Annotated in this window: 28 protein-coding genes; 23 read left to right on the top strand and 5 right to left on the bottom strand. The window is 66.5% G+C overall.

Annotated elements, in window-relative coordinates:
* Positions 1-38: 38 nt before the first annotated feature.
* Genes SKC41_RS02805 through SKC41_RS02795 form a run of 3 tightly spaced genes read left to right on the top strand, consistent with a single transcriptional unit; the run spans position 39 to position 3,052 of the window.
* On the top strand, positions 39-866 hold the full coding sequence (locus SKC41_RS02805) for a mycofactocin-coupled SDR family oxidoreductase (RefSeq protein WP_330976222.1): 828 nt from the start codon (positions 39-41) through the stop codon (positions 864-866).
* A gap of 25 nt (positions 867-891) precedes the next feature.
* Positions 892-2,064, top strand: coding sequence for an NAD(P)/FAD-dependent oxidoreductase (locus tag SKC41_RS02800; protein WP_330976221.1), 1,173 nt, complete (start codon positions 892-894; stop codon positions 2,062-2,064).
* A 4-nt stretch (positions 2,065-2,068) separates the two neighbouring features.
* On the top strand, positions 2,069-3,052 hold the full coding sequence (locus SKC41_RS02795) for a D-2-hydroxyacid dehydrogenase family protein (RefSeq protein WP_330976220.1): 984 nt from the start codon (positions 2,069-2,071) through the stop codon (positions 3,050-3,052).
* A gap of 73 nt (positions 3,053-3,125) precedes the next feature.
* Here the strand turns inward: SKC41_RS02795 and SKC41_RS02790 are convergent, their stop codons facing one another.
* The 4 genes from SKC41_RS02790 to mftR form a co-directional block, all read right to left on the bottom strand.
* The gene (locus tag SKC41_RS02790) at positions 3,126-4,391 is read right to left on the bottom strand and encodes a VOC family protein (RefSeq protein WP_330976219.1); all 1,266 of its coding nucleotides are present in this window, start codon (positions 4,389-4,391) and stop codon (positions 3,126-3,128) included.
* Positions 4,388-4,909: an RNA polymerase sigma factor gene (locus tag SKC41_RS02785; RefSeq protein WP_330976218.1), complete on the bottom strand. Its 522-nt coding sequence runs from the start codon at positions 4,907-4,909 to the stop codon at positions 4,388-4,390. The genes SKC41_RS02790 and SKC41_RS02785 overlap by 4 nt, the downstream gene beginning before the upstream one ends.
* A 65-nt stretch (positions 4,910-4,974) precedes the next feature.
* Positions 4,975-6,027, bottom strand: a complete 1,053-nt coding sequence (locus SKC41_RS02780) for a DUF2332 domain-containing protein (RefSeq protein WP_330976217.1) — start codon at positions 6,025-6,027, stop codon at positions 4,975-4,977.
* A complete protein-coding gene (mftR, locus tag SKC41_RS02775; protein WP_330976216.1) occupies positions 6,024-6,620 on the bottom strand; it encodes a mycofactocin system transcriptional regulator in 597 nt (198 codons plus the stop codon). The genes SKC41_RS02780 and mftR overlap by 4 nt, the downstream gene beginning before the upstream one ends.
* A 98-nt stretch (positions 6,621-6,718) precedes the next feature.
* On the opposite strand from mftR, the gene mftA reads away from it, so the two are divergent.
* From mftA to mftG, 7 genes are all read left to right on the top strand, one after another.
* A complete protein-coding gene (mftA, locus tag SKC41_RS02770; RefSeq protein ID WP_036466690.1) occupies positions 6,719-6,808 on the top strand; it encodes a mycofactocin precursor MftA in 90 nt (29 codons plus the stop codon).
* Positions 6,793-7,122, top strand: a complete 330-nt coding sequence (gene mftB, locus SKC41_RS02765) for a mycofactocin biosynthesis chaperone MftB (protein WP_330976215.1) — start codon at positions 6,793-6,795, stop codon at positions 7,120-7,122. The genes mftA and mftB overlap by 16 nt, the downstream gene beginning before the upstream one ends.
* A complete protein-coding gene (mftC, locus tag SKC41_RS02760; RefSeq protein ID WP_330976214.1) occupies positions 7,119-8,312 on the top strand; it encodes a mycofactocin radical SAM maturase in 1,194 nt (397 codons plus the stop codon). The genes mftB and mftC overlap by 4 nt, the downstream gene beginning before the upstream one ends.
* Before the next feature lie 2 nt (positions 8,313-8,314).
* Positions 8,315-9,496: a pre-mycofactocin synthase MftD gene (gene mftD / locus SKC41_RS02755; protein ID WP_330976213.1), complete on the top strand. Its 1,182-nt coding sequence runs from the start codon at positions 8,315-8,317 to the stop codon at positions 9,494-9,496.
* 250 nt (positions 9,497-9,746) lie between these two features.
* Positions 9,747-10,478 carry a mycofactocin biosynthesis peptidyl-dipeptidase MftE gene (mftE, locus tag SKC41_RS02750; RefSeq protein ID WP_330976212.1) on the top strand — a complete coding sequence of 244 codons (732 nt, stop codon included), beginning with the start codon at positions 9,747-9,749 and terminating at the stop codon, positions 10,476-10,478.
* A 73-nt stretch (positions 10,479-10,551) separates the two neighbouring features.
* Complete coding sequence (mftF, locus tag SKC41_RS02745; protein ID WP_330976211.1) at positions 10,552-11,964, top strand: mycofactocin biosynthesis glycosyltransferase MftF; 1,413 nt, start codon at positions 10,552-10,554, stop codon at positions 11,962-11,964.
* 8 nt (positions 11,965-11,972) lie between these two features.
* Entirely contained in the window at positions 11,973-13,403 is a 1,431-nt protein-coding gene (mftG, locus tag SKC41_RS02740; RefSeq protein ID WP_330976210.1) for a mycofactocin dehydrogenase MftG, read from the top strand.
* 1,025 nt (positions 13,404-14,428) lie between these two features.
* Here the strand turns inward: mftG and SKC41_RS02735 are convergent.
* On the bottom strand, positions 14,429-16,054 hold the full coding sequence (locus tag SKC41_RS02735) for an MFS transporter (RefSeq protein WP_442931546.1): 1,626 nt from the start codon (positions 16,052-16,054) through the stop codon (positions 14,429-14,431).
* Positions 16,055-16,198: 144 nt separating this feature from the next.
* Between SKC41_RS02735 and SKC41_RS02730 the strand changes: the two genes are divergently transcribed.
* From SKC41_RS02730 to SKC41_RS02670, 13 genes are all read left to right on the top strand, one after another.
* A complete protein-coding gene (locus tag SKC41_RS02730) occupies positions 16,199-16,807 on the top strand; it encodes a TetR/AcrR family transcriptional regulator (protein WP_330976208.1) in 609 nt (202 codons plus the stop codon).
* A 668-nt stretch (positions 16,808-17,475) separates the two neighbouring features.
* Entirely contained in the window at positions 17,476-17,781 is a 306-nt protein-coding gene (gene rpsJ / locus SKC41_RS02725) for a 30S ribosomal protein S10 (RefSeq protein ID WP_003873519.1), read from the top strand.
* A 15-nt stretch (positions 17,782-17,796) separates the two neighbouring features.
* Positions 17,797-18,450 carry a 50S ribosomal protein L3 gene (gene rplC, locus SKC41_RS02720; protein WP_036466700.1) on the top strand — a complete coding sequence of 218 codons (654 nt, stop codon included), beginning with the start codon at positions 17,797-17,799 and terminating at the stop codon, positions 18,448-18,450.
* Positions 18,450-19,136, top strand: coding sequence for a 50S ribosomal protein L4 (rplD, locus tag SKC41_RS02715; RefSeq protein ID WP_330976207.1), 687 nt, complete (start codon positions 18,450-18,452; stop codon positions 19,134-19,136). The genes rplC and rplD overlap by 1 nt, the downstream gene beginning before the upstream one ends.
* Positions 19,136-19,438 (top strand): 50S ribosomal protein L23, encoded by a 303-nt coding sequence (rplW, locus tag SKC41_RS02710; protein WP_330976206.1) that lies wholly within the window; start codon positions 19,136-19,138, stop codon positions 19,436-19,438. Before rplD ends, rplW begins: the two co-directional genes overlap by 1 nt.
* A 29-nt stretch (positions 19,439-19,467) precedes the next feature.
* Complete coding sequence (rplB, locus tag SKC41_RS02705) at positions 19,468-20,310, top strand: 50S ribosomal protein L2 (RefSeq protein WP_090600413.1); 843 nt, start codon at positions 19,468-19,470, stop codon at positions 20,308-20,310.
* A 75-nt stretch (positions 20,311-20,385) separates the two neighbouring features.
* Positions 20,386-20,667 (top strand): 30S ribosomal protein S19, encoded by a 282-nt coding sequence (rpsS, locus tag SKC41_RS02700; RefSeq protein WP_025738376.1) that lies wholly within the window; start codon positions 20,386-20,388, stop codon positions 20,665-20,667.
* Positions 20,664-21,251, top strand: coding sequence for a 50S ribosomal protein L22 (gene rplV / locus SKC41_RS02695; protein ID WP_330976205.1), 588 nt, complete (start codon positions 20,664-20,666; stop codon positions 21,249-21,251). The genes rpsS and rplV overlap by 4 nt, the downstream gene beginning before the upstream one ends.
* Positions 21,251-22,087: a 30S ribosomal protein S3 gene (gene rpsC, locus SKC41_RS02690; protein WP_090600419.1), complete on the top strand. Its 837-nt coding sequence runs from the start codon at positions 21,251-21,253 to the stop codon at positions 22,085-22,087. Before rplV ends, rpsC begins: the two co-directional genes overlap by 1 nt.
* A gap of 3 nt (positions 22,088-22,090) precedes the next feature.
* On the top strand, positions 22,091-22,507 hold the full coding sequence (rplP, locus tag SKC41_RS02685) for a 50S ribosomal protein L16 (RefSeq protein ID WP_077077568.1): 417 nt from the start codon (positions 22,091-22,093) through the stop codon (positions 22,505-22,507).
* Entirely contained in the window at positions 22,507-22,752 is a 246-nt protein-coding gene (rpmC, locus tag SKC41_RS02680) for a 50S ribosomal protein L29 (RefSeq protein WP_330976204.1), read from the top strand. The genes rplP and rpmC overlap by 1 nt, the downstream gene beginning before the upstream one ends.
* Positions 22,752-23,096, top strand: coding sequence for a 30S ribosomal protein S17 (rpsQ, locus tag SKC41_RS02675; protein ID WP_330976203.1), 345 nt, complete (start codon positions 22,752-22,754; stop codon positions 23,094-23,096). The genes rpmC and rpsQ overlap by 1 nt, the downstream gene beginning before the upstream one ends.
* A gap of 158 nt (positions 23,097-23,254) precedes the next feature.
* Positions 23,255-25,615 (top strand): arylsulfatase, encoded by a 2,361-nt coding sequence (locus SKC41_RS02670; protein ID WP_330976202.1) that lies wholly within the window; start codon positions 23,255-23,257, stop codon positions 25,613-25,615.
* The last annotated feature ends 29 nt before the right edge of the window (positions 25,616-25,644 follow it).

Genomic DNA, 25,644 nt, shown 5'->3' with positions numbered 1-25,644 from the left:
TTCGCTGCTAGCCTGTGATGCGGCGAAAGGGGCGTGCCGTGTCGGGACGTGAAGGATCACTGCAGGGACGGGTGGCATTCGTTACCGGCGCCGCCCGCGCACAAGGGCGCGCACACGCGGTGCGGCTGGCCCGCGAGGGCGCCGACATCGTCGCGCTCGACATCTGCGCATCGGTGTCGGACACCGTGACCTACCCGCCGGCCACCCCCGAAGATCTCAGTGAGACCGTCCGCCTGGTGGAGGCCGAGGGCCGCAAGATCCTGGCCCGCGCCGGCGACATTCGTGACGACCCCACCGTGCGTCAGCTGGTGGCCGACGGGGTGGAGCAGTTCGGCCGTCTCGACATCGTGGTGGCCAACGCCGGGGTGCTGGGCTGGGGCCGGGTCTGGGAACTCACCGACGAACAGTGGGACACCGTGATCGGGGTCAACCTGACCGGCACCTGGCGCACCCTGCGCGCCGCGATCCCCGCGATGATCGAGGCCGGCAACGGCGGATCGATTGTGGTGGTGAGCTCGTCGGCCGGTCTCAAGGCCACACCCGGCAACGGCCACTACTCGGCCAGCAAGTTCGGGCTGACCGCGCTGACCAACACACTGGCGATCGAGCTCGGCGAATACGGTATCCGGGTCAACTCGATTCACCCCTATTCGATCGACACCCCGATGATCGAACCGGAAGCGATGATGGAGATCTTCGCCAAACATCCCCGCTTCGTGCACAGCTTCCCGCCAATGCCGATGCAGTACAAGGGATTCATGGCACCCGAGGAGGTCTCCGACGTCGTCGCCTGGTTGGCCGGTGACGGCGCGGCCACCGTGACGGGTATGCAGATCCCCGTCGATAAGGGCGCCCTAAAGTACTGAGCGTCCCGCGTGCTATGAACTCCACGTGAGCAATCAAGGAATCGTGATCGTCGGGGGCGGGCTGGCTGCGGCCCGCACGGCGGAGCAATTACGTCGGTCGGAGTACACCGGACCCGTCACGATCGTCAGCGACGAGGTCCATCTGCCCTACGACCGGCCGCCGTTGTCCAAGGAAGTGCTGCGCAAAGAGGTCGACGATGTCGCCCTCAAGCCGCGTGAGTTCTACGACGAGAACAACATCACGCTGCGCCTCGGTGCGGCGGCCACCGGCCTGGACACCGCCGCGCAGACCCTGACCCTTTCCGACGGAACGTCGCTCGGCTACGACGAGCTGGTGATTGCGACCGGGTTGGTCCCGCGGCGCATTCCTGCGTTCCCGGATCTCGAGGGCATTCGCGTGCTGAGGTCGTTCGACGAGAGCATGGCGTTGCGCGAGCATGCCGCTAAGGCGCACAACGCCGTGGTCGTCGGAGCCGGATTCATCGGCTGCGAGGTCGCCGCCAGCCTGCGCAGCATGGGGGTCGAGGTGGTGCTGGTGGAGCCGCAGCCGACGCCGTTGGCATCGGTGCTCGGCGAACAGATCGGCGAGCTGGTGTCGCGGCTGCATCGTAATGAGGGCGTCGACGTGCGCACCGGCATCGGCGTGGCCGAGGTGCGCGGCGACGGCCACGTCGACACCGTGGTGCTCAGCGATGGCACCGAGTTGGCTGCCGACCTGGTGGTCGTCGGGATCGGATCGCGGCCGGCCACCGAGTGGCTGGAGGGCAGCGGGGTCGAAGTCGACAACGGTGTCATCTGCGACGAGGCCGGACGCACCAGCGCACCCAACGTGTGGGCGCTCGGAGATGTCGCCTCATGGCGTGATGCGACGGGACATCAAGCGCGCGTGGAGCATTGGAGCAATGTGGCCGACCAGGCCCGCGTCGTGGTGCCCGCGATGCTTGGTCAGGAGGTGCCGTCTATCACGGTCGTGCCGTACTTCTGGAGCGACCAGTACGACGTCAAGATCCAGTGTCTGGGCGAGCCGGAAGCCACCGACATCGTGCACCTGGTCGAGGACGACGGACGAAAGTTCCTGGCCTACTACGAGCGTGACGGGGTAGTGGTCGGCGTGGTCGGCGGCGGTTTGCCGGGCAAGGTCATGAAGGCCCGCGGCAAAATCGCTGCGGCAACACCGATTTCGGAGCTGCTAGGCTGACATCATGCACCGGGTGGCGATACTCGATGACTATGCCGGGATGGCACTCGAGCTCGCCGACTGGTCGCCGGTGCAGCGCCGATCCGAGATCACGGTCTTCGATCGGCATCTCGGTCAAGCGGAGGCTGTAGAGGTCCTGCAACCGTTCGACGTGATCTGCACGATGCGCGAACGGATGGCGTTGCCGCGCACCCTGCTTGAGCGGCTGCCGAACCTGAAACTGATAACGATCGTGGGCATGAGCCTGCCGAATCTGGACATCGCCGCGGCCAGCGAATCCGGTGTCCTGGTTGCCCATTCGGATTTCGTCAACCCCCGGTTCCGGGCGGTCCGCGACGCCACCCCCGAACTCGCCTGGGGGTTGCTGATCGCGACGGTGCGCAACCTGGCCGAAGAGCACCGGCGGATGCGCGATGGCGGGTGGCAGAGCAGCGTGGGCATGACACTGGCCGGTAAGACCCTCGGGCTGCTGGGCCTGGGCAGGACCGGCAAACGGATGGCCGAGTACGCAGCGGTGTTCGGCATGGAAGTCGTTGCGTGGAGCCAAAACCTGACCGATGAGACCGCGGCGGCTGCCGGTGCGCGCCGGGTCGAGAAGGCGGCATTGTTCGAATCCTCCGATGTGGTCTCCATCCACCTGGTGCTCTCCGAGCGGACACGAGGTTTAGTCGGCGAACCCGAGCTGGCCCTGATGAGGCCGCACGCCTACTTGATCAACACGTCCAGGGGTCCGATCGTCGACGAGGCGGCGCTGATCTCTTCGCTACAGACCGGTCGTATCGCCGGAGCCGGCCTCGACGTCTTCGACGTCGAACCTCCCGCGCCCGACCATCCGCTGCGCGGTCTGCCGAACGTGACGTTGTCCCCCCACCTGGGGTACGTCACCCGCGAGATGCTGAGTGCCTTCTACTCGGACAGCATCGAAGCGGTGGTGGCCTGGCTGGACGGTGCGCCGATCCGGATTGTCAATCCCGAGGCGTTGAGCTAGACCTCCGCAGAACATCAGGGAGGCAAGCGGTTTGGGGTTACCGCCCCGAGTTCCCCCGCGAAATGCTGTCGCCTCAGAATTCGCCCAGGTAGAACCGTGCGCCCTGATCGTCGGTGCACTCGGCGCTGATGCCGTAGGGCTGGCGGGTCGGCTCGTCGCGCACGGTGCCGCCGGCTTCGCGGACCCGCGCGACCGCCACGTCGATGTCGGCCACCGTCCACATCGGCACGATGGTGGGACGCGCACTGCCACCGGCGGCGCCGGCCATCGGATGCGTGTCCACCACCTGCCAGCCGTCGGAGATGTGGCCCGGCTCGAAGGTCCAACGCAGCAGCCGCCCATAGAAGTCGCGGAACGCGGCCGAATCCGGCACCTGGTAGGTGACATAGGACAGTTCACCGGGCCCAGAACCGTTGATTTCCGGCCGCTTTCGGCCAGCGATGGGTTGGTGCACCGCGAAGGCCATGCCTTGTGGGTCGGTGGCGTCGAGTACTACGCCGTACTCGGTGTCCCGGATTTCGCCGGGAACACCGCCGGCTTCGGCTATCGCGATGCGGGCGGCCCGGACGTCGTCGACGGCGTAGCAGCAGAACAAGGTGGCGGGTTCGTCGGTGGCGAAGATGCCGGTCGGCAGGTCGGTATTGGTCACCCGGTGTGACGCGGGGTCGTATGTCCAGCCCAGGACGTGCCCGTAGAAGGCCGCCGCGCGATCGGCATCCGGAGTCCACACCGAGATGTATCCGATGTCGCCGTGCGCGATGCCCGAAACCGGCGCGACGGTCGGCCCGGACAACATCCAGCGGTGCCCGAATGGGTCGACGATAGTGGCGTTGCGGGAACCGTGATTCTGGTAGATCTCCCGCTCGACGGTCGCGCCGTGGTTGCGCGCCTGCTGCAGGGCGGCATCGGTGTCGGCGACGTGCAACATCAGGCTGACCGAAACCGCTTTCGCTGCAGGTGCTTTCAGGCCGAGCTCGGGATATTCGTCAGCCAGGTACAGCACGCCGTCGCCGATCGCGATCTCGGCGTGCCCGATGCGCCCGTCGTCCATCACGATTGGGTCGCCGACGACCACGGCGCCGAATGCGTCGGCGTACCAGTCGATGGCCGCGCGTGCGTTCGCCACGCTGAGGTAGGGCAATGCCGCCGGCCGCGGCGCCCGCGGCGCAACGGGTGCGGCCAGGTCGGCAAGGGCAGTCGTGGTGGCGCTCATGACAACTCCTTCGGGTAGCGACAGTGCGGATTCCAGTTGCCGGCGCAGCCGCGCGGCAAAAGCCGGATCGGGTTGAACCGGAAGGTCATCGGTGCGCAGCACGCGCAGTGGGTCGCTGCGGTTCATGACGTGCCTCCTTCCGGGTACTGCTTCTTGAATGCGCGGCGTGCCCGGACCAGCAACGCTTCGGTGGCATGCACCGTGCGCCCGATCAGCTCGGCGCATTCGCCGACGCTGCAGTCGTCCATGTAGCGCAGCACCAGCACCGTGCGGTGCGGCTCGGTCAGCCGGGCCAGCACGGCTTCGGCGACCATGCGATCCAGCTCGGCGTCCCAGTCGTCGGCGGTGTCGACGGGTTCCGGTAGCTCGGCCATCGGCACGCTGAGCCGGTCCTGACCGCGGCGATAGTGGTCGGCCAGTTTGTGTCGCGCCACACCGAGCAACCAGGCAACCGAGATCGGCGGCGGCGCTGCCCGACGCGCGGCGTCCATCGCCGCGAGGAAGGTCTCCGACGTCAGGTCCTCGGCCGCGGCACGTTCGCCGCAGCGTCGGACGAAGTACCCGTAGATCACCGGCAACGCCTCGTCGTAGAGCGCCAAAAGCGCGCGTCGAGCGTCGGATTGGTGATCCGGTTCGGCGCTCACACCCTTATCGTCGCCGGGGCACCGCGAACTCCGACGCGTTGAGGGCAATATTTTTCTGATCGTGGCTATCGCCAGTTCACCGGTGGGCCGTGCGGATGGCATTCACCCAGCACCACATCCTCGCCGCCGGGCCAGCGATGAACGCGCACCAGGAATTTGAGCGGACCGCCCGGGCCGTTGCGCTCGGGTTCCATCGTCAGATGCGCGAACGGCGCTGAGGCGTCGGCGCGGTCGCCGAGCGAGTTGACCCCATTGCGCACGGCGTCGCGTTCGTCCTGCGACAGGTACTGCCACGTGATCGAATGCCACAGCACCGTCAATGCGCCGTCGGCCAGTGTCAGGTCGCCCACGGCGGTGCCGGCGCTCTGTCGCACCAGGAGTGCGGGCACCGTGCGGGCGACCGCGATGGCGCCACGCAGCCGCTCCAGCCGGGCGGCCTGGTCGGGCCAGACGTAGCTCAGCGCGGTCATCTCGCCTTCGGTGCCGGTGACGTCCACCGGCGCGATGTCGTAGCCCCGGCGTTCGACGATCCGCACCGAACCGGCCGGCGGCACCCGGCCCTGCCATGCGTCGTCGATGATCACCGGTGAGTCGATCGGTCCCCACTGCCCGCCGTCGTAGCGGTAGTGGTATCGGTCGGCCCGCAGGTTCAATCCGGCACTCGATCCGATCTCGAAAAGTCTTATCGGGAAATCGGTTTCGTGATTGATACGCAGCAGCGCACCGATCAGCGCGGCGGATCGGCCCACCTCATTGGTTTGCGGTGGCTGCCCCAGCGCCGTACGCAGCGACTCGGCATGGGCCGCCGCGGCGAGCTTGATCTCGGGCCACGCGCTGCCGGCGTCCCAGCTGCCGCCGGTGCTGGGATACCACTGGCGCAACACCTCAGCCCGGCCGTCGAGCACCAACCGGTGCAGGCCGCCCAGCAGTCGCAGCGGTACCGCCTCGCGCGACGGGTCGTCCTCGTGGCCGGTCAGGATCGCCGCGAAGATCCCGCCGGTTTCGACGTCGGAGGCCACCAGCTCGAACAGTTCGTCGTACATCTTGGATCCCGACGCACCGCAGAATCGCCCCTGCGACCGCAGGGTGTGCAGCAGGTGCTCGCTGTCGGCGGTCATGGTTTCAGCTTGTCGAGCCCGGGACCGACGACGTCGAAGGCATTGCCGAGTGCGGCCTGCAACGTAACGGACTCGTCGCGCAGCCAATGCTCGTAGGCCGAGAGCGCGACCCCGAGCAGCGTCCACGCGACGGTCTGCGGCGTCAAGTCGGTCGTCTTGGCGCCCGAGCGCCGGGCGACGAACGCCGCGATCACGTCGCGCCAGCCGGCGTACATCGTCATCGAATACGCCTGCAGTTCGGCGGTTTGCAGGATGACCCGCATCCGCTGACGGTGCTGGACGGTCTCGGAGTCGTCAAAGGTGTTGAACGCCAGCAGTGCTGCCCGCAGTGCCTCGCCCAGCGGAACTCGCGGACCGACGGTGTCGAGCAGCTCGCGAAGATGTGCGAGGTGGCTGTCGAAGTCACCCCAGAGGATGGCGTTCTTGGAGGCGTAGTAGCGGAACAGTGTGCGGCGCGAGATCCCGGCGGCCTGCGCGACGTCGTCGACACTCACCGCGGCGAATCCCCGCGAGCTGAACAACGCGATGGCGACGTCGGTGATGTGGTCCGGCGTCGTCGAGCGGCGCCGACCGACCCGCGCCTGCGGATGCATCAGACCCGCCCTTCCATTTCGGCACTCGATGCCATATTCTGACGACGATTGTGACAAGATCGACCTTCGTTGTCGAGACCGTAGGAGAGGCAATTCATATGGATCGCGAGATCGAAACCGACGCCGAGCTCGTCACCGAGACTCTGGTTGAAGAGGTGTCCATCGACGGAATGTGCGGGGTCTACTGACCGTGCCTGCGCCCGCGCAGGCTCGACCGACCGAAAGCCGGTTCGACCCTGATCGCGGTTGGCGATTGCACCCGCAGGTCGCGGTTCGTCCGGAACCGTTTGGCGCCCTGCTTTATCACTTCGGCACCCGCAAGCTTTCGTTTCTGAAGAACCGCACCATTCTTGCGGTGGTGCAGTCGCTGGCCGACCATCCCGACGTCCGGTCCGCCCTGCGGGCCGAGGGAGTCGACGACTCAGAGCAGGGGCCGTACCTGCACGCGTTGGGTGTGCTGGTCGATTCCCGCATGCTGGTGCCCCAGGAGGACCATCAATGACAACAGCTGCCCCGGTACCCCGCCTCGTCGAGCAATTCGAGCACGGGCTGGACGCGCCCATCTGCCTGACATGGGAACTCACGTACGCCTGCAACCTGGCCTGCGTGCACTGCCTTTCCTCGTCGGGTAAGCGCGATCCACGCGAACTGTCCACCCGACAGTGCATGGACATCATCGACGAGCTGGAACGCATGCAGGTTTTCTACGTCAACATCGGTGGCGGGGAACCGACTGTGCGCCAGGACTTTTGGGAGCTCGTCGACTACGCCACCGCGCACCACGTCGGGGTGAAGTTCTCGACCAACGGGGTCCGCATCACGCCGGCGGTTGCCGAGCGACTGGCGGCCAGCGATTACGTCGATGTCCAGATCTCACTGGACGGCGCCACCGCCGAGGTCAACGATGCCGTCCGCGGGCCGGGGTCCTTCGCGATGGCGGTGCGTGCGCTGGAGAACCTGGCCACGGCCGGCTTCAAAGATGCCAAGATCTCTGTCGTGGTCACCCGCCACAACGTCGACCAGCTCGACGAATTCGCCGCCCTGGCAAGCCAGTACGGCGCCACGCTGCGGATCACTCGGCTGCGGCCCTCGGGGCGTGGCGCGGATGTCTGGGAAGACCTACACCCCACCGCGGCCCAGCAGGTTCAGCTCTACGACTGGCTGGTCGCCAAGGGGGAGCGGGTGCTCACCGGCGACTCCTTCTTCCATCTCGCCCCGCTCGGCGCCTCCGGCGCGCTGTCCGGCTTGAATATGTGTGGAGCCGGTCGAGTGGTGTGCCTGATCGACCCGGTGGGCGACGTGTACGCCTGCCCGTTCGCCATCCACGACCGCTTTCTGGCCGGAAACGTTTTGTCCGACGGCGGTTTTGACAACGTCTGGAAGAACGCTCCGCTGTTTCGTGAGCTGCGCGAGCCCCAATCGGCGGGCGCCTGCGGAAGTTGCGGGCACTACGACAGCTGCCGTGGCGGTTGCATGGCGGCCAAGTTCTTCACCGGCCTGCCAATGGACGGGCCGGATCCCGAATGCGTCCAGGGGCACAGCCAGTCGGCACTGGCCCGGGAACGGGAGACTCCGCGCCCGCGTGCCGACCACTCGCGCGGCCAGAAGGTTCGCCAGCCGGTGCCGCTGACGCTGTCGGTGCGGCCGCCGCAGCAACCGCCGGCGCGGCTGTGTAACGAAAGCCCGGTCTAGTCGTGGCCGACGAGTGGTTTGAAACCGTCGCCATCGCTCAGCAGCGCGCAAAGCGCCGGCTGCCGAAATCCGTTTATTCGGCCCTTGTTGCGGCCAGCGAAAATGGAATTACGGTCTCCGACAATGTCAACGCTTTTGGAGAACTCGGATTCGCGCCGCATGTGGTAGGCGCGCAGGAAAAGCGTGAGTTGTCGACAACCGTTATGGGACAAGATATTTCCATGCCCGTGCTGATTTCGCCGACCGGCGTTCAGGCGGTCGACCCGGAAGGTGAGGTGGCCGTCGCGCGGGCCGCGGCGGCACGGGGAACGGCGATGGGTCTGTCCTCGTTCGCCAGCAAGCCGATCGAGGAAGTGATCGCGGCAAACTCCAAACTGTTCTTCCAGGTGTACTGGCTGGGCGGGCGCGACGCGATCGCCGACCGGGTGGAGCGGGCGCGCGCGGCCGGTGCGGTCGGTTTGATCGTCACCACCGACTGGTCCTTCTCACATGGGCGCGACTGGGGCAGTCCGAAGATTCCCGAAGAAATGAACCTGCGGACCATTCTGCGGTTGTCGCCGGAGGCGGCCTTTAAGCCCCGGTGGTTCCTGAAATGGGCGAAGACCATGCGTCCGCCGACCTTGTCGGTGCCGAACCAGGCGGCGCGCGGCGAGGCAGGTCCGCCGTTCTTCCAGGCCTACGGCGAGTGGATGGGCACCCCCCCGCCGACGTGGGAGGACATCGCCTGGCTGCGCGAGCTGTGGGGCGGGCCGTTCATGCTCAAGGGCGTCATGCGTGTCGATGACGCGAAAAGAGCTGTGAATGCTGGTGTTTCGGCGATATCGGTGTCCAACCACGGCGGCAACAACCTGGACGGGACGCCAGCGTCCATCCGGGCGTTGCCCCCGGTGGTGGCCGCGGTCGGCGACCAGGTCGAGGTGTTGCTGGACGGCGGCATCCGCCGTGGCAGCGACGTGGTGAAGGCCGTGGCCTTGGGAGCGCGGGCGGTGATGATCGGCCGCGCCTATCTGTGGGGCCTCGCCGCGAACGGTCAAGCCGGCGTCGAGAACGTGCTCGACGTCCTGCGCGGGGGTATCGACTCGGCGCTCATGGGCCTCGGGCATGCCTCGGTCCACGACTTGCGCCCGGACGACATTCTGGTGCCGGACGGGTTCACCCGCGCGCTCGGCGTTGCGCCGGCCTAACCTCGGCGCCGGCCGAGTTAATCTGCAGCATGTTGGGCGGCTTTGCGATATTTAGACCCTCGGGTGCTGCACCGGACCTTGTCGCGACGCCGCCGAATTCAGGCGGATTTGGGATTGCCAGCGAAAATCGACGTATGCGAAAATTGTGATACGCGCGTGGCAACCGTGACGGACGAGCCGAATTTCGGTGCCCCGATGAACGGCTCAGAAAAAAAATAACTTTGAACGCTCAACAATTGGTGCACGCCAGGTGAATTCGGCCTACCATCACCGAGTGCCCGTACTCGGCGAATTAGGAGCTGCGACGTCGTACGAGCTATTTCCCACCTCGCCGTCGATAATGATCCCGCTGGGGTCGACCGAGCAACATGGTCCGCACCTGCCGTTGGATACCGACACCCGCATCGCGACTGCGGTCGCCAGGGGGGCCCGGGCAAGCCTTGAGCAGGCCTGGTGGGTGGCGCCGGCTATCTCCTACGGCGCCAGCGGTGAGCACCAGAGCTTCGCCGGAACGATCTCCATCGGCACCGGCGCCTTGACGATGCTGCTGGTCGAGTACGGCAGGTCGGCCGCCGACTGGGCCCAGCGCCTGGTCTTCGTCAATGGCCACGGCGGCAACACAGAGGCATTGCACCGCGCCGTGACCACCCTTCGCAGCGAAGGCCGCGACGTCACCTGGTGCCCGTGCGCGGCCGCGGGCGGCGACGCCCATGCCGGCCATACCGAAACATCGGTGTTGCTGCATATCTCGCCGTCCGATGTGCTGACCGACCGGTGGCTCGCCGGGAATCGGGCGCCGCTGCCCGAGTTGCTCCCGGCGATGCGCACCGGCGGCGTGGCGGCGGTCAGCCCGGTAGGCGTGTTGGGAGACCCCACCACCGCCACGGCGGCCGAGGGCAAGCGCATCTTCTCGGAGATGGTCGACGGTTGTGTGCGCCGCATCGTGCGCTGGACGCCCGGCCCCGACGGGATGCTGACATGAGCGCGCCGTCGACGATGCAGAGCGCGAGCGATGAGGTGGGGGCACCTCCCGCTGGCGGGGGCGAGCGGCGCATATGACCGCGCCTCGACTGCCGGACGGGTTCGCCGTTCAGGTCGATCGCCGCGTGCGGGTACTCGGCGACGGCTCGGCCTTGCTGGGCGGCTCGCCGACCCGACTGCTCAAGCTGGCTCCCGCCGCCCAGGACATGCTCTCGGATGGCCGGCTGAAGGTCCGCGACGACGTCAGTGCCCAGCTGGCCCGCACCCTGCTGGACGCCACCGTCGCCCATCCGCGCCCTGCGGGCGGCCCGTCGCATCGCGACGTCACTGTGGTAATTCCGGTGCGTGACAACGTTTCTGGTGTGCGACGCTTGATGAACTCGCTGCGCGGCCTGCGCGTGATCGTGGTGGACGACGGCTCGCTGTCGCCGATCGAGCAGGAAGACTTCGCCGGCACGCACTGCGACATCGAGGTGTTGCACCACCCCCGCAGCAAGGGTCCGGCGGCGGCACGCAACACCGGGCTGGCGGCGTGCACCACCGACTTCGTCGCGTTCCTGGACTCCGATGTGACGCCGCGCCGAGGCTGGCTGGAAGCTCTCCTCGGTCACTTCTGCGACCCGACGGTGGCCCTGGTGGCGCCCCGCATCGTCGGCCTGGCCCACAGCGAGAACGTGGTCGCCCGGTACGAGGCGGTGCACTCCTCACTGGACCTCGGGCAGCGCGAAGCGCCGGTGTTGCCGCACAGCACGGTGTCCTACGTGCCCAGCGCGGCGATCATCTGCCGCCGCTCGGCTCTCGCTGAGGTCGGCGGGTTCGACGAGACCATGCAGTCCGGGGAGGACGTCGACCTGTGCTGGCGACTGATCGAGGCGGGTGCCCGGCTGCGCTACGAGCCGATCGCGCTGGTCGCGCACGATCACCGCACCCAATTGCGGGATTGGCTTGCGCGCAAGGCATTCTATGGCGGTTCGGCGGCCCCGCTCTCGGTACGCCACCCGGACAAGACCGCCCCGGTGGTGATCTCCGGGTGGGCGCTGATGGCCTGGATCCTGATGGCGCTCGGGACCAGCCTGTCGCAGCTGGCGTCGATCGTGATCGCCGTGCTGACCGGCCGGCGCATCGCCAAAGCAATGCGCAGCGCCGATACCGCTTTCTCCGATGTCGTGGTGATCGCGACCCGCGGCCTGTGGTCGGCGGCGCTGCAGCTGGCGTCGGCCATCTGCCGGCACTACTGGCCCGTGGCGTTGCTCGCCGCCGTCGTGTCGAGGCGCTGTAGACGCGTCATCGTGGTGGCCGCCGTGATGGACGGCGTGGTCGACTGGCTGCGCCGCCGCGACACCACCGGCGACGACGCCGAGCCGATCGGCCTGCTGACCTATCTGTTGCTCAAGCGCGTCGACGACCTGGCTTACGGCCTCGGGCTATGGTGGGGCGTGGTCCGCGAACGCAACCTGCGCGCGCTCAAACCGCAAATCCGGAGCTAGCCGGCACCTTGACAACGCACAGCGATGTGCTGATCGTCGGCGCCGGAAGTGCTGGATCCGTTGTTGCCGAACGTCTTTCCGCCGACCCCGCCCAGTCCGTGACCGTCCTCGAGGCCGGCCCCGCGCTCGCCGACCCGGCGCTGCTGGCCCAAACCGCCAACGGGCTGCAGCTGCCGATCGGGGCGGGCAGTCCGCTGGTGGCGCGCTTTGCGAGTCGGATCACCGATCAGCCCGTTCGGGAACTGCCGATCGTGCGGGGGGCGACGCTCGGCGGCTCGGGGGCGGTCAACGGCGGATACTTCTGCCGCGGATTGCCACGCGATTTCGATCGGGCCGCAATACCGGGCTGGGCGTGGTCCGACGTGGCCGACCATTTCCGGGCCATCGAGACCGACCTCGACTTCACCGGTCCCGCCCACGGCGACAACGGGCCGATTCTGGTTCGCCGGACACGCGAAATGACCGGTACCACTGAGCGTTTCATCGCCGCGGCGCAGACCGCCGGGTTTTCCTGGATTGCCGACCTCAACGATTGCGGGCCCGAGCTGGTCCCGGGTGTCGGTGCGGTGCCGCTCAACATCGTCGACGGCGTCCGGATCGGGTCGGGCGCCGGATATCTGCTTCCGGCGCTGGGGCGATCCAACCTGACCCTGCTGTCGCAGACTCGGGCCGTGCGGCTGCGATTCAACGGCACCGTTACTGTCGGGGTCGACGTGGTGGGCCCGCAAGGCCCGGCGACGCTGACCGCCGACCGAATCGTCCTGTGTGGCGGTGCTATTCAATCAGCGCAGCTGCTGATGCTGTCCGGCATCGGCGACGAGGCGATGCTGCGGGCACTCGGTGTGCCGGTGGTCGCGCCGCTTCCGGTGGGGATGAACTGCCGCGATCACCCCGAATGGGTGCTGCCCACCGACTGGAGTGTGGCCACCGGGCGACCCGTGCTGGAGGTGGTGCTCAACGCCGCCGACGATATCGAGATCAGGCCGTACACGGGTGGGTTCGTCGCGATGACCGGTGACGGCACCGCCGGGCATCCCGACTGGCCGCATCTCGGGGTCGCGTTGATGCAGCCACGGGCGCGCGGGCGCATCTCGCTGGTGTCCGCGGATCCGGCCGTGTCCCCGCGAATCGAGCATCGCTACGACAGCGAACCCGAGGACGTCGCCGCGCTGCGCCGCGGCAGCGAGCTGGCACGTGAAATCGCCAGTGCGGCAACATACGTCGGGCCGCCGGTATGGGCGACGTCGCAGCACCTGTGTGCCAGCGCCCCGATGGGTACCGACGGTGACCCGCACGCCGTCGTCGACCCTCGGTGCCGGGTGTACGGGATGGACAACCTTTGGGTGATCGACGGCTCCATCCTGCCCTTCATCACCAGCCGTGGGCCGCATGCGACCATCGTGATGCTGGGGCACCGCGGGGCGGAATTCCTCCGGTGAATAAGCGCCAGGCCCGACGGGATGATGAAATATGTTGTCTGCCAGTCGATATGGCAACGGTGATGCTCGGGGATGCTGTACGGCCCCCCAAGAGAGGGTAGAGGTAGATGGGCGGGCCGCGCTCGGTTCGTCGAGAGGCCGAAGAGCGCGACCCGCCCGATGAGACTGCGTTCATGCGTTCCACGTAAACGGCCACGACCAGTGGCGGTGCGCGCGCAGATAATGGTGCGTCATGCGCGAGTAATGCGTCGCAATATTCGTGGACGGCATGACAGCCGTATCACCTCGGTATGCGATGGCTCGTCTAGCAGATCACCTCCTTGCGCTCGAATGCTCTTGTTGCAGTGGCAATCACGACTGCAGCGGGGGCGATCGCTGGCGCGGCCACACCATGGTGACGGGCCAGCGTGCACCTGGCCTACCGCACTCAGCGGACCCCACGTGCGACGTGGGCCGCAGGGTCACTACGGCGCGTGTTCGGCGCGGACACGACTGCCCAGCGGGCAGCTCACACGTTGCATGACCATCCGGTTCGCTCGACCTGCTCACGCGTATCCACTCGGCCTCCACGATGGCCGCCGCCTCCATCATCGCCGGGCAGCAGGGCTCGATCACCACTGTCACGTGATCACCCCACTGAACGGCCGATCCGATGCGGGCATCGAGGCGGAGCGAATTGTCCACCGAGACAAGCAGACCGGCGGCGACAATGCCGGCGGCACATCGGCGCCCGGCGCCGGTGACGACCAACGTACTCGTTGCCTGCGTGGGTCAATACCCATCAACATCACATCCACCTCACCCTGCGAGATGACCTGTCCCTGTCGATATATATCTCTGATACCAGAACGAATTGGTCGTTTCAAGTACCTCTGAGGCGCCAATTTTGGCCAGCGGCACCGAACGCACGGATCCCGTCTTGGACGCCGGCATTATGCGTCTTTCGCTCTGCCGTCCGGCATTTCGATTGCTGCCTGGCGTGGTGATCGGCCGGTGGGCCGCCATTCGGCTCGGCGGTGAGGCGGCTATCGATCGGCGACGTCGGGACTGATCGCGCTCGCCTGATCCGCCGTCGCTGCGGCCTGACGCCGGCGGTACCGGGCCCGGCGCACCAGGCGCAGCTGCCTTCCGTCCCGACCGGGTGCCCACACCCCGATCAGCAGCGAAATCACCGCGACGATCGCGGCCATCACGATCGTCGACGCATGCATAGCGGTCAGGAAGGCGGTCTTGCTCAGCTCGGCGAGCTTGGCTCCTTGCGGGCCGAGCTGGCCGGCCACCTCGACGGCCTTGGCCAGCGAGTCGGTGGCCGGGACCCGCACCGCCGGCGGGAAGCTCGCCAGTTGGGGCGCGAGCTCGTGGGAATAGCGTCCGGCCAGGATCGAACCCGCCACGGCGATGCCCAATGCCCCGCCCATCTCGCGCGAGGTGTCGTTCACCGCCGAGGCCACACCCTGCTTTTCGTCGGGAACCGCGCCCATGATCGCCGAAGTCGTTGGTGCCGTGCAGATCCCGATGCCGGTGGCCAGGATCAACGTCGGCCACGCGAACTGGGAGTAACTCGAGTGCAGGTCGAGGGTGTACATGCACGCAAAACCAACCGCCATCAGCAGCGTGCCGATGAACAGCACCAGCCGCAGCCCTAGCTTCGGCACATACCAGAACGACAGCGCCGAGAAGATGCCCAGTGGAATCATGAAGGGGCCGAAGGCTATTGCCGTCGTCAGCGGTGAATAGCCCATGATCTGCTGGACGTACTGCATGCCGATGTAGAAGAAACCAAACGTCGCACCGAACAGAACGACGATCGCTGCCACCCCGGTGGCGAAATTGGGGTCGGCGAACAGTCGCACGTCGAGAAGTGGTTGCCGCCGGCGGAATTCGACGACACCGAACAGCGCCGCGATGATCGCCCCGGCGGCCATCCCGCCCCAGACCAGCGGATCGTCCCAGCCGCGAGTGGGGGCTTCCAGGATGGCGGCCACCGCGATCGCGACGGCGGCACCGATCAGGACCGCACCCAGCGCGTCGATGCGGGGAGCGTTGGCGTCGCGCGACGACGAGACGGTGCACGCCAGGGCGAAGATCACCAGCCCCGCGATGCCCAGTGACCAGAAGATCGCATGCCAATCCCAGAAGCGCAGCAGCAGGCCGGATCCGATCAAGCCGAAGACCCCGCCGGATCCCGCGGTGCCGGCCCAGATGCCGACGGCCTTCATCCGATCGTCCTTCGGGTAGGCCACGGTCAGCAGTGACAGTGTCGCGGGCATGACGAACGCCGCGCCGACACCGGCCACCGCGCGCCCCGCGATGATTTGCATGGGGGCGTGCAAGATTGCCGGCGTCGCCGAGCCGAGCGCGAACACCACCAGGCCGGTCAGCAGCGCGCCGCGTCTGCCGTAGCGATCACCGATCGCCCCGGCCGGCAGCAGCAGGCAGGCCAGCGCCACGGTGTATCCGTCGACGATCCAGTTCAACTGCGACTGCGTCGCCGAGGTTGCCACCGCGAGGTCACCCAGCGCGGTCATGGATGCGACCACCAGCGCGACCCCCATGCAGGCGACCGCGAGGGTCCAGACCCGCGCGCGCGGGCTACCGCCAATGTTCACTGCATCAGTACGCTGGTCAGGCCGGGTCAAGACATCGACCATGGAGATGCGCCTCCCTTCGGGGGCCGCGAAGTTTCGAGACCAATAGTCTCGTAGATAGACCGATGGTCTTGTTTCTAAACAGGGAGGTGAGTCACAATCACCGAGGGAAGTACGGATCCCCGACCCGCGCGATCGCGGGCTCGTTTGCTGGAAGCCGCCGCGACGCTGCTCAACTCCGGGGGCCCCAGTGCGGTGACCGTGGAAGCGGTCACCCGTACCGCCAACGTAGCGAGAGCCACCCTGTATCGCCACTTCCCGAGTGGCAATGATTTGCTGGCGGCGGCGTTCAACAGCCTGATACCGCCGTCCCCGATACCGCCCGACGAGGGCTCGCTGCGGGATCGGCTGGTCGCCCTGGTGCTGGCCCAAGCCGAATCGGTGGCCCAGGCGCCCGCGCTCATGACCGCCATGTCGTGGTTGGCGCTGGGTCGCGACCTGGAAGGTTTGCCACAACCTCACCACGACAATTGCACCGACAGCCCGGCGATCACCACACTTCGCGAACGCATCGCTCAGCAGTACGCGGCGCCGTTCGACGCCTTGTTCGATAGCCCGCAGGCCGCGGAACTGGGTGAGGTGGACCGATCCCGGGCTATCGCCCTGCTGATCGGCCCGCTGGTGCTGGGGCGTCTGTCCACGCTGCCGGATTTCGACTATCGGGAATGCGCGTTCGCGGCCGTCGACGGTTTCCTGCACGTTCAGCGCGCGCAGGGCAGGGCTAGCGCAGCGAGTACCGAATCGGCAGGTGCTTGAGCCCACCGCCGAACGTCGTGACGTTGATCGAGAGGTCGTCCGCGCGCTCGATCGCCAGCTGATCGGCGGACTTGGCGATGGCCCAGAACGGCGGTACGGCGCATGGTCGACCCGCGAAACCGGCGCGTGTGCGCGTAACTGGGCCGGCGCCGCATGAAATCGGGCCTCGTCGGTGTACGCGATGGGGTCGGTCACCCTCGCGGCCGCATCCGCACCTGGTTTCCCCTGCCCGAATCTGTGCCCGAAACTAACGCTCAGTGCCGGGTCGCCGTCGGCGAAGGACCGCGGTCCTTGTACCTGTTCAAAATCGCCTATCTGACCTGGTCGCGAGATTCTGGCCGGGATTTGGGCGCAATTTTGTTTGGGCCATGATCTAGGGCATACTGTTCGGGTTGCCTTGAGCCGGGTTCGCGCCTGGCCGGGCATACGACCAGCGCCCAAACGGGCGCGTCCGGTCCCATCCTTGGAGCGACTTTTTTTCTGGCCGCGAACAAGGCTGTGTGAGGGTGACACGCCCGACCGCGGGGGCCGGTGAACCACGACAGGTAAACAGCGGCGCAGTATCCGGCGCGGCGCTCGATCGGCCCAGAGGGGCCGGGTCGGGTCGGCGCGCCGGGGGCACCAGGCCCGGATATCCGGGCCTCAAGAGTAGTGAGGGTAGGAGAAGCGTGGCGGGACAGAAGATCCGCATCAGGCTTAAGGCCTACGACCATGAGGCCATTGACGCCTCGGCGCGCAAGATCGTCGAGACCGTCGTCCGTACGGGTGCCAGCGTCGTAGGGCCGGTGCCGCTGCCGACCGAGAAGAATGTGTATTGCGTCATCCGCTCCCCGCACAAGTACAAGGACTCGCGGGAGCACTTCGAGATGCGCACCCACAAGCGGTTGATCGACATTCTTGATCCGACGCCGAAGACCGTTGACGCGCTGATGCGTATCGATCTTCCGGCCAGTGTCGACGTCAACATCCAATAGGGGATCGGCGAACTCATGGCAAGAAAAGGCATTCTGGGTACCAAGCTGGGCATGACGCAGGTGTTCGACGAGAACAACCGGGTCGTTCCGGTGACGGTGGTCAAGGCCGGGCCCAACGTGGTCACGCGCATCCGCACCCCGGAACTCGACGGCTACAGCGCCGTGCAGTTGGCCTACGGCGAAATCAGCCCGCGGAAAGTCAACAAGCCCGTCACGGGCCAGTACACCGCCGCGGGCGTCAACCCGCGCCGTCACCTGGCTGAGCTGCGTCTGGACAACCCGGAGGCGGCCGCCGAGTACGAGGTCGGCCAGGAGCTGACCGCGGAGATCTTCGCCGACGGCGCTTATGTCGACGTGACCGGTACCTCCAAGGGCAAGGGCTTCGCCGGCACCATGAAGCGCCACGGCTTCCGTGGCCAGGGCGCCAGCCACGGTGCCCAGGCGGTGCACCGTCGTCCGGGTTCCATCGGCGGTTGCGCCACTCCCGCGCGCGTCTTCAAGGGCACGCGGATGGCGGGCCGGATGGGTAACGACCGAGTGACCGTGCAGAACCTGGTGGTGCACAAGGTCGATGCCGAGAACGGTGTGCTGTTGATCAAGGGTGCGGTCCCCGGCCGCACCGGCGGGCTCGTTGTGGTTCGCACCGCGATCAAACGAGGTGAGAAGTAATGGCAGCGGTAAAGATTGAGGTAAAGACGCCGGACGGCAAGGTCGACGGCTCCATCGAGCTGCCCGCCGAATTGTTCGACGCGCCAGCCAATATCGCGTTGATGCACCAGGTGGTCACCGCGCAGCGCGCGGCGGCTCGCCAGGGCACGCACTCGACCAAGACGCGCGGCGAGGTCAGCGGTGGTGGCCGTAAGCCCTACCGGCAGAAGGGCACCGGACGTGCGCGGCAGGGTTCGACGCGGGCCCCGCAGTTCACCGGTGGTGGCACCGTGCACGGCCCCAAGCCGCGCGACTACAGCCAGCGCACGCCGAAGAAAATGATCGCCGCCGCATTGCGCGGGGCGCTGTCCGACCGGGCCCGCAACGGCCGCATCCACGCGGTGACCGAGCTGGTGTCGGGTCAGACTCCGTCGACCAAGAGCGCCAAGGCATTTCTGAACACGCTGACCGATCGCAAGCAGGTGCTGGTCGTCATCGGCAGCACCGACGAGGCCGGTGCCAAGAGCGTGCGCAACCTGCCGGGTGTGCACATCCTGGCGCCGGGTCAGCTCAACACCTATGACGTGCTGCGTGCCGACGACGTGGTGTTCAGCGTCGAGGCGCTCAACGCCTACATCGCGGCCGCAACGGGCGGTGCCGAAAACAACGATGGGGCTGACAACAACGATGTGGAGGTTTCGGCCTGATGGCGACCGTCACTGACCCACGCGACATCATCCTGGCTCCGGTCATCTCGGAGAAGTCCTACGGACTGCTCGACGACAACGTGTACACCTTTGTGGTGCACCCCGATTCGAACAAGACGCAGATCAAGATCGCTGTCGAGAAGATCTTCTCCGTCAAGGTCGCATCGGTGAACACCGCGAACCGTCAGGGCAAGCGGAAACGCAGCCGGACCGGGTTTGGCAAGCGCAAGGGCACCAAGCGCGCAATCGTCACCCTGGCCGCGGGCAGCAAGCCGATTGACCTGTTCGGAGCACCGGCCTAGCCGCGCGCGAGAGAAAGACCTGATAAGACATGGCAATTCGCAAATACAAGCCGACGACCCCCGGTCGTCGCGGCGCGAGCGTGTCCGACTTCGCCGAGATCACTCGGACGGAGCCGGAGAAGTCGTTGGTGCGCCCGCTGCACGGTCATGGCGGACGTAATGCCCACGGCCGCATCACCACCCGTCACAAGGGCGGTGGCCACAAGCGTGCCTACCGGGTGATCGACTTCCGGCGCAACGACAAGGACGGCGTCAACGCCAAGGTCGCACAGATCGAGTACGACCCGAACCGCACCGCCAACATCGCGCTGTTGCACTTCCTGGATGGGGAGAAGCGCTACATCATTGCCCCGCTTGGTCTCTCGCAGGGCGACGTGGTGGAGTCCGGCGCCAACGCCGACATCAAACCGGGTAACAACCTGCCGCTGCGCAACATCCCGGCCGGTACCTTGGTCCACGCCGTGGAGCTGCGGCCGGGCGGTGGCGCCAAGATGGCGCGGTCCGCCGGATCCAGCATCCAGTTGCTCGGTAAAGAGGGCACCTACGCGTCGCTGCGTATGCCCAGTGGTGAGATCCGCCGCGTCGACGTGCGCTGCCGCGCCACCGTCGGCGAGGTGGGCAACGCCGAGCAGGCGAACATCAACTGGGGCAAGGCCGGTCGTATGCGATGGAAGGGCAAGCGCCCGACCGTGCGTGGTGTGGTGATGAACCCGGTCGACCACCCGCACGGTGGTGGCGAGGGTAAGACCTCTGGTGGTCGCCACCCGGTCAGCCCGTGGGGTAAGCCCGAGGGCCGTACCCGTCAGCCGAACAAGGCCAGCAACAAGCTCATTGTCCGACGCCGGCGCACCGGCAAGAAGCACGGTCGCTAGCGCGTGATGACGATGCAGAGCGCGCAGCGCGATGAGAAGGAACTCGCGCCGATGACTGAAGTCGAGGAGTAACAGATGCCACGCAGCCTGAAAAAGGGTCCGTTCGTCGACGACCACCTGCTCAAGAAGGTGGACGTGCAGAACGAGAAGAACAGCAAGCAGGTCATCAAGACCTGGTCGCGTCGTTCGACGATCATTCCCGACTTCATCGGCCACACCTTTGCGGTGCACGACGGCCGCAAGCACGTCCCGGTGTTCGTCACCGAGGCGATGGTCGGCCACAAGCTCGGTGAGTTCGCGCCGACGCGCACCTTCAAGGGGCACATCAAGGACGACCGGAAGGCCAAACGGCGATGAGCGCCACCACTACTGAATTTCCGTCTGCCACGGCCGTGGCACGCTTCGTGCGCGTGTCGCCCACCAAGGCGCGCCGGGTGATCGACCTGGTGCGCGGCAAGTCGGTGACCGACGCGCTCGACATCTTGCGCTGGGCGCCGCAGGCGGCCAGCGAGCCGGTCGCCAAGGTGATCGCCAGTGCCGCGGCCAACGCGCAGAACAACGATGGCCTGGACCCGGCGACCCTGGTGGTCGCCTCGGTCTACGCCGACGAGGGCCCCACTGCCAAGCGCATCCGTCCGCGCGCCCAGGGTCGTGCGTTCCGGATCCGCCGGCGCACCAGCCACATCACCGTTGTGGTGGAAAGCCGCCCGAGCAAAAACCAGCAGTCTTCGAAGTCGTCGCGCGCCCGTCGCGCCGAGGGCAGCAAGGCCGCCGCGAAGGCTGGGCCTGGTTCCGAGGCCAAGAAGGCTGGTTCGGCCCCGAACGCCACTGCGGCCGCCAAAAAGGCGCCCGCCACCAAGAAGGCGCCCGCGAAAAAGGCTGCGCCGCAAGCCGAAGCCAAGACGTCTGAGACTTCTGACGCGAAGGGAGGCTCAGACTAGTGGGCCAGAAGATCAATCCGCACGGCTTCCGGCTGGGTATCACCACCGACTGGAAGTCCCGCTGGTACGCCGACAAGCAGTACGCCGACTACGTCAAGGAAGACGTGGCGATCCGCCGGCTGCTGTCCACCGGTCTGGAGCGCGCCGGCATCGCCGACGTGGAGATCGAGCGCACCCGCGACCGCGTCCGCGTCGACATCCACACCGCGCGTCCCGGCATCGTCATCGGCCGCCGCGGCACCGAGGCTGACCGGATCCGTGCGGACCTGGAGAAGCTGACCAAAAAGCAGGTGCAGCTGAACATCCTCGAGGTGAAAAACCCGGAGTCGCAGGCACAGTTGGTGGCTCAAGGTGTTGCCGAGCAGCTGAGCAACCGGGTGGCGTTCCGTCGCGCGATGCGTAAGGCCATCCAGTCGGCGATGCGTCAGCCCAACGTCAAGGGCATCCGGGTGCAGTGCTCGGGCCGCCTCGGCGGCGCCGAGATGAGCCGCTCGGAGTTCTACCGCGAGGGCCGGGTTCCGCTGCACACCCTGCGTGCCGACATCGACTACGGCCTGTACGAGGCCAAGACCACCTTCGGCCGGATCGGCGTGAAGGTGTGGATTTACAAGGGCGACATCGTCGGCGGCAAGCGCGAATTGGCCGCTGCCGCACCGGCGGGCGCCGACCGTCCGCGCCGCGAACGGCCGTCGGGCACCCGCCCGCGCCGCAGCGGCGCATCGGGTACCACGGCCACCAGCACTGAGGCTGGACGAGCCGCGGGCGCCGAAGAAAACACGGCGAACGCCGCGGCCGAGAGTGCGCCTGCACCCGAACCGCAGAGCACGGAGAGCTGAATCATGTTGATTCCCCGCAGAGTTAAGCACCGCAAGCAACACCATCCACGCCAGCGCGGCATCGCCAGCGGTGGCACGGAAGTGAACTTCGGCGACTACGGCATCCAGGCCCTCGAGCATGCCTACGTCACCAACCGGCAGATCGAGTCGGCCCGTATCGCGATCAACCGGCACATCAAGCGTGGTGGCAAGGTATGGATCAACGTCTTCCCCGACCGTCCGCTGACCAAGAAGCCCGCCGAAACCCGAATGGGTTCGGGTAAGGGCTCGCCCGAGTGGTGGGTGGTCAACGTCAAGCCGGGCCGGGTGCTGTTCGAACTCAGCTACCCCAACGAGCAGACCGCTCGCGAGGCGCTCACCCGAGCAATCCACAAACTGCCGATCAAGGCACGCATCATCACCCGAGAGGATCAGTTCTGATGGCAGTGGGTATTTCGCCTGGCGAACTGCGCGAGCTCACCGACGAGGAGCTGACCGAACGCCTGCGCGAATCCAAGGAGGAGCTGTTCAACCTCCGCTTCCAAATGGCGACCGGACAGCTCAACAACAACCGCCGGCTGCGCACGGTGCGTTCGGAAATCGCCCGTGTGTACACGGTGCTGCGTGAACGAGAGCTGGGCCTGGCTAGTGGTCCTGACGGATCCGACGGAAATAAGGAAGCGTGATGGCAGAAGCTAACGCCGCCCCCAAGCAAGCCGCTGCGAAGGATGGCGCTTCGAAAGCGAAGGGCCCGCAGCACACTCCGGCGAACCCGAAGACGCGTGGCCGGCGCAAGACGCGCATCGGCTACGTGGTGAGCGACAAGATGCAGAAGACCATCGTGGTCGAGCTGGAAGACCGGATGCGTCACTCGCTGTACGGCAAGATCATCCGGACGACCAAGAAGGTCAAGGCGCACGACGAGGACAGCGTCGCCGGCATCGGCGACCGCGTCTCGCTGATGGAGACCCGCCCGACGTCGGCCACCAAGCGGTGGCGCCTCGTCGAGGTGCTGGAAAAGGCCAAGTAACTCCCGATCGGCATCCGACGCCCGAGACCTCACGGTCTCGGGCGTTTGTCGTTGCGGGCCGAGGGACCCGCCACTCGCGAGCCGGGGGACCGCCCGCTTGCGGGCAATGCCATTGCGAAAAAAGGTCGGAAATTTCGCGGTGGGGTTACGCTCGGCGCATGTCCCATGACGCGCAAGGCTTTCAAGGCAAGATCGAGCTGGACATTCGCGATTCGGAGCCGGACTGGGGCCCGTATGCCGCTCCGACCGCCCCGGAGAATTCGCCGAACATCCTGTATCTGGTCTGGGATGACACCGGAATCGCGACCTGGGACTGCTTCGGCGGCCTGGTCGAGATGCCCGCGATGACGCGGATTGCCGAGCGCGGCATCCGGCTGTCGCAATTTCACACCACCGCACTGTGCTCGCCGACCCGCGCGTCGTTGCTGACCGGTCGCAACGCCACCACGGTGGGTATGGCGACCATCGAAGAATTCACCGACGGTTTCCCGAACTGCAACGGCCGGATCCCGACCGATACCGCGCTGATCTCCGAGGTGCTCGCCGAACGTGGTTACAACACTTACTGTGTCGGCAAGTGGCACCTCACGCCGCTCGAAGAATGCAGCATGGCCTCGACGAAACGGCACTGGCCCACCTCGCGCGGCTTCGAGCGGTTCTACGGATTCATGGGCGGCGAGACCGACCAGTGGTACCCCGACCTGGTCTACGACAACCATCCGGTGAACCCACCCGGCACTCCCGAAGACGGCTACCACCTGTCCAAGGACCTTGCCGACAAGACAATCGAATTCATTCGCGATGCCAAGGTGATTGCGCCCGACAAGCCCTGGTTCAGTTATGTGTGCCCCGGCGCCGGACATGCGCCGCACCATGTCTTCAAGGAGTGGGCCGACAAGTACGCCGGCCGGTTCGACATGGGCTACGAACGCTACCGCGAGGTCGTGCTGGAAAATCAGAAGTCGGTGGGGATCGTGCCGCCGGACACCGAACTGTCCCCGATCAACCCGTATCTGGATGTCCAGGGGCCGGGCGGCGAGTCGTGGCCGCTGCAGGACACGGTTCGACCCTGGGAATCGCTCAATGATGAAGAGAAGAAACTGTTTTCGCGGATGGCCGAGGTGTTCGCCGGTTTCCTGAGCTACACCGACGCCCAGATCGGCCGCATCCTGGACTATCTCGAGGAGTCCGGCCAGCTCGACAACACCATCGTCGTGGTGATCTCCGACAACGGCGCCAGCGGCGAAGGCGGCCCGAACGGATCGGTGAACGAGGGCAAATTCTTCAACGGGTACATCGACACCGTCGAGGAGAGCATGAAGCTCTTCGATCAGCTCGGTGGGCCCCAGACCTACAACCATTACCCGATCGGCTGGGCGATGGCCTTCAACACGCCCTACAAGCTCTACAAGCGCTACGCCTCGCACGAAGGCGGTATCGCCGACTCGGCAATCATCTCGTGGCCCAACGGAATTGCGGCGCACGGTGAGGTGCGCGACAACTACGTCAACGTCTCCGACATCACCCCGACCATCTACGACCTACTGGACATGACCGCACCGGACACGGTCAAAGGCATTACGCAGAAGCCGCTGGACGGCGTGAGCTTCAAAGCGGCCCTGGCGGATCCCGCCGCCGACACCGGCAAGCAGACCCAGTTCTACACGATGCTAGGCACCCGCGGGATCTGGCACAACGGCTGGTTCGCCAACACCGTGCACGCCGCCACCCCGGCGGGCTGGTCGCACTTCGACGCCGACCGGTGGGAGCTGTTCCACATCGAGGCCGACCGCAGCCAGTGCCACGATCTGGCCACCGAACAACCCGAGAAGCTGGAAGAGCTTAAGGCGCTGTGGTTTTCCGAGGCCGCAAAGTACAACGGCCTGCCGTTGTCGGACCTCAACCTGATGGAGACCATGACCCGCTTCCGGCCCTACCTGGTGGGGGAGCGGACCAGCTACATCTACTACCCCGACTGCGCGGACGTCGGAATCGGTGCCGCCGCCGAAATCCGTGGGCGCTCGTTCGGCCTGCTGGCCGACGTGACCGTGGACACCACCGGCGCCGAAGGCGTGTTGTTCAAGCAGGGCGGCGCGCACGGCGGGCATGTGCTGTTCATCCAGGACGGACGCCTGCATTACGTCTACAACTTCCTGGGCGAGCGCCAACAGCTGGTGTCCTCGTCGGACGCGGTGCCGTTGGGCAGACACCTCTTCGGCGTTGCCTACACGCGGACCGGGACGGTGCCGGACAGTCATACGCCGCTGGGTGACGTCACCCTGTTCATCGACGACGAGGTGGTTGGCACACTCGCGGATGTGACCACCCACCCCGGAACCTTCGGTTTGGCGGGCGCCGGCATCACCGTCGGCCGAAACGGCGGATCCGGAGTATCCAGCCGCTACAAGGCGCCGTTCACCTTCACCGGCGGCACTATCGCGGCGGTCACCATCGACTTGTCCGGGCGGCCCTACCAAGACGTGGAAACCGAACTTGCGCTTGCATTTTCGCGCGACTGAACGCTCGCGACGAGCCAGGATTGTCTTGG

It is taken from the genome of Mycobacterium sp. 050128 (assembly GCF_036409155.1).
Taxonomy (GTDB): domain Bacteria; phylum Actinomycetota; class Actinomycetes; order Mycobacteriales; family Mycobacteriaceae; genus Mycobacterium.
Note: the sequence above shows the minus strand (reverse complement) of the source record. Positions and strands in the feature narration are given on the sequence as shown.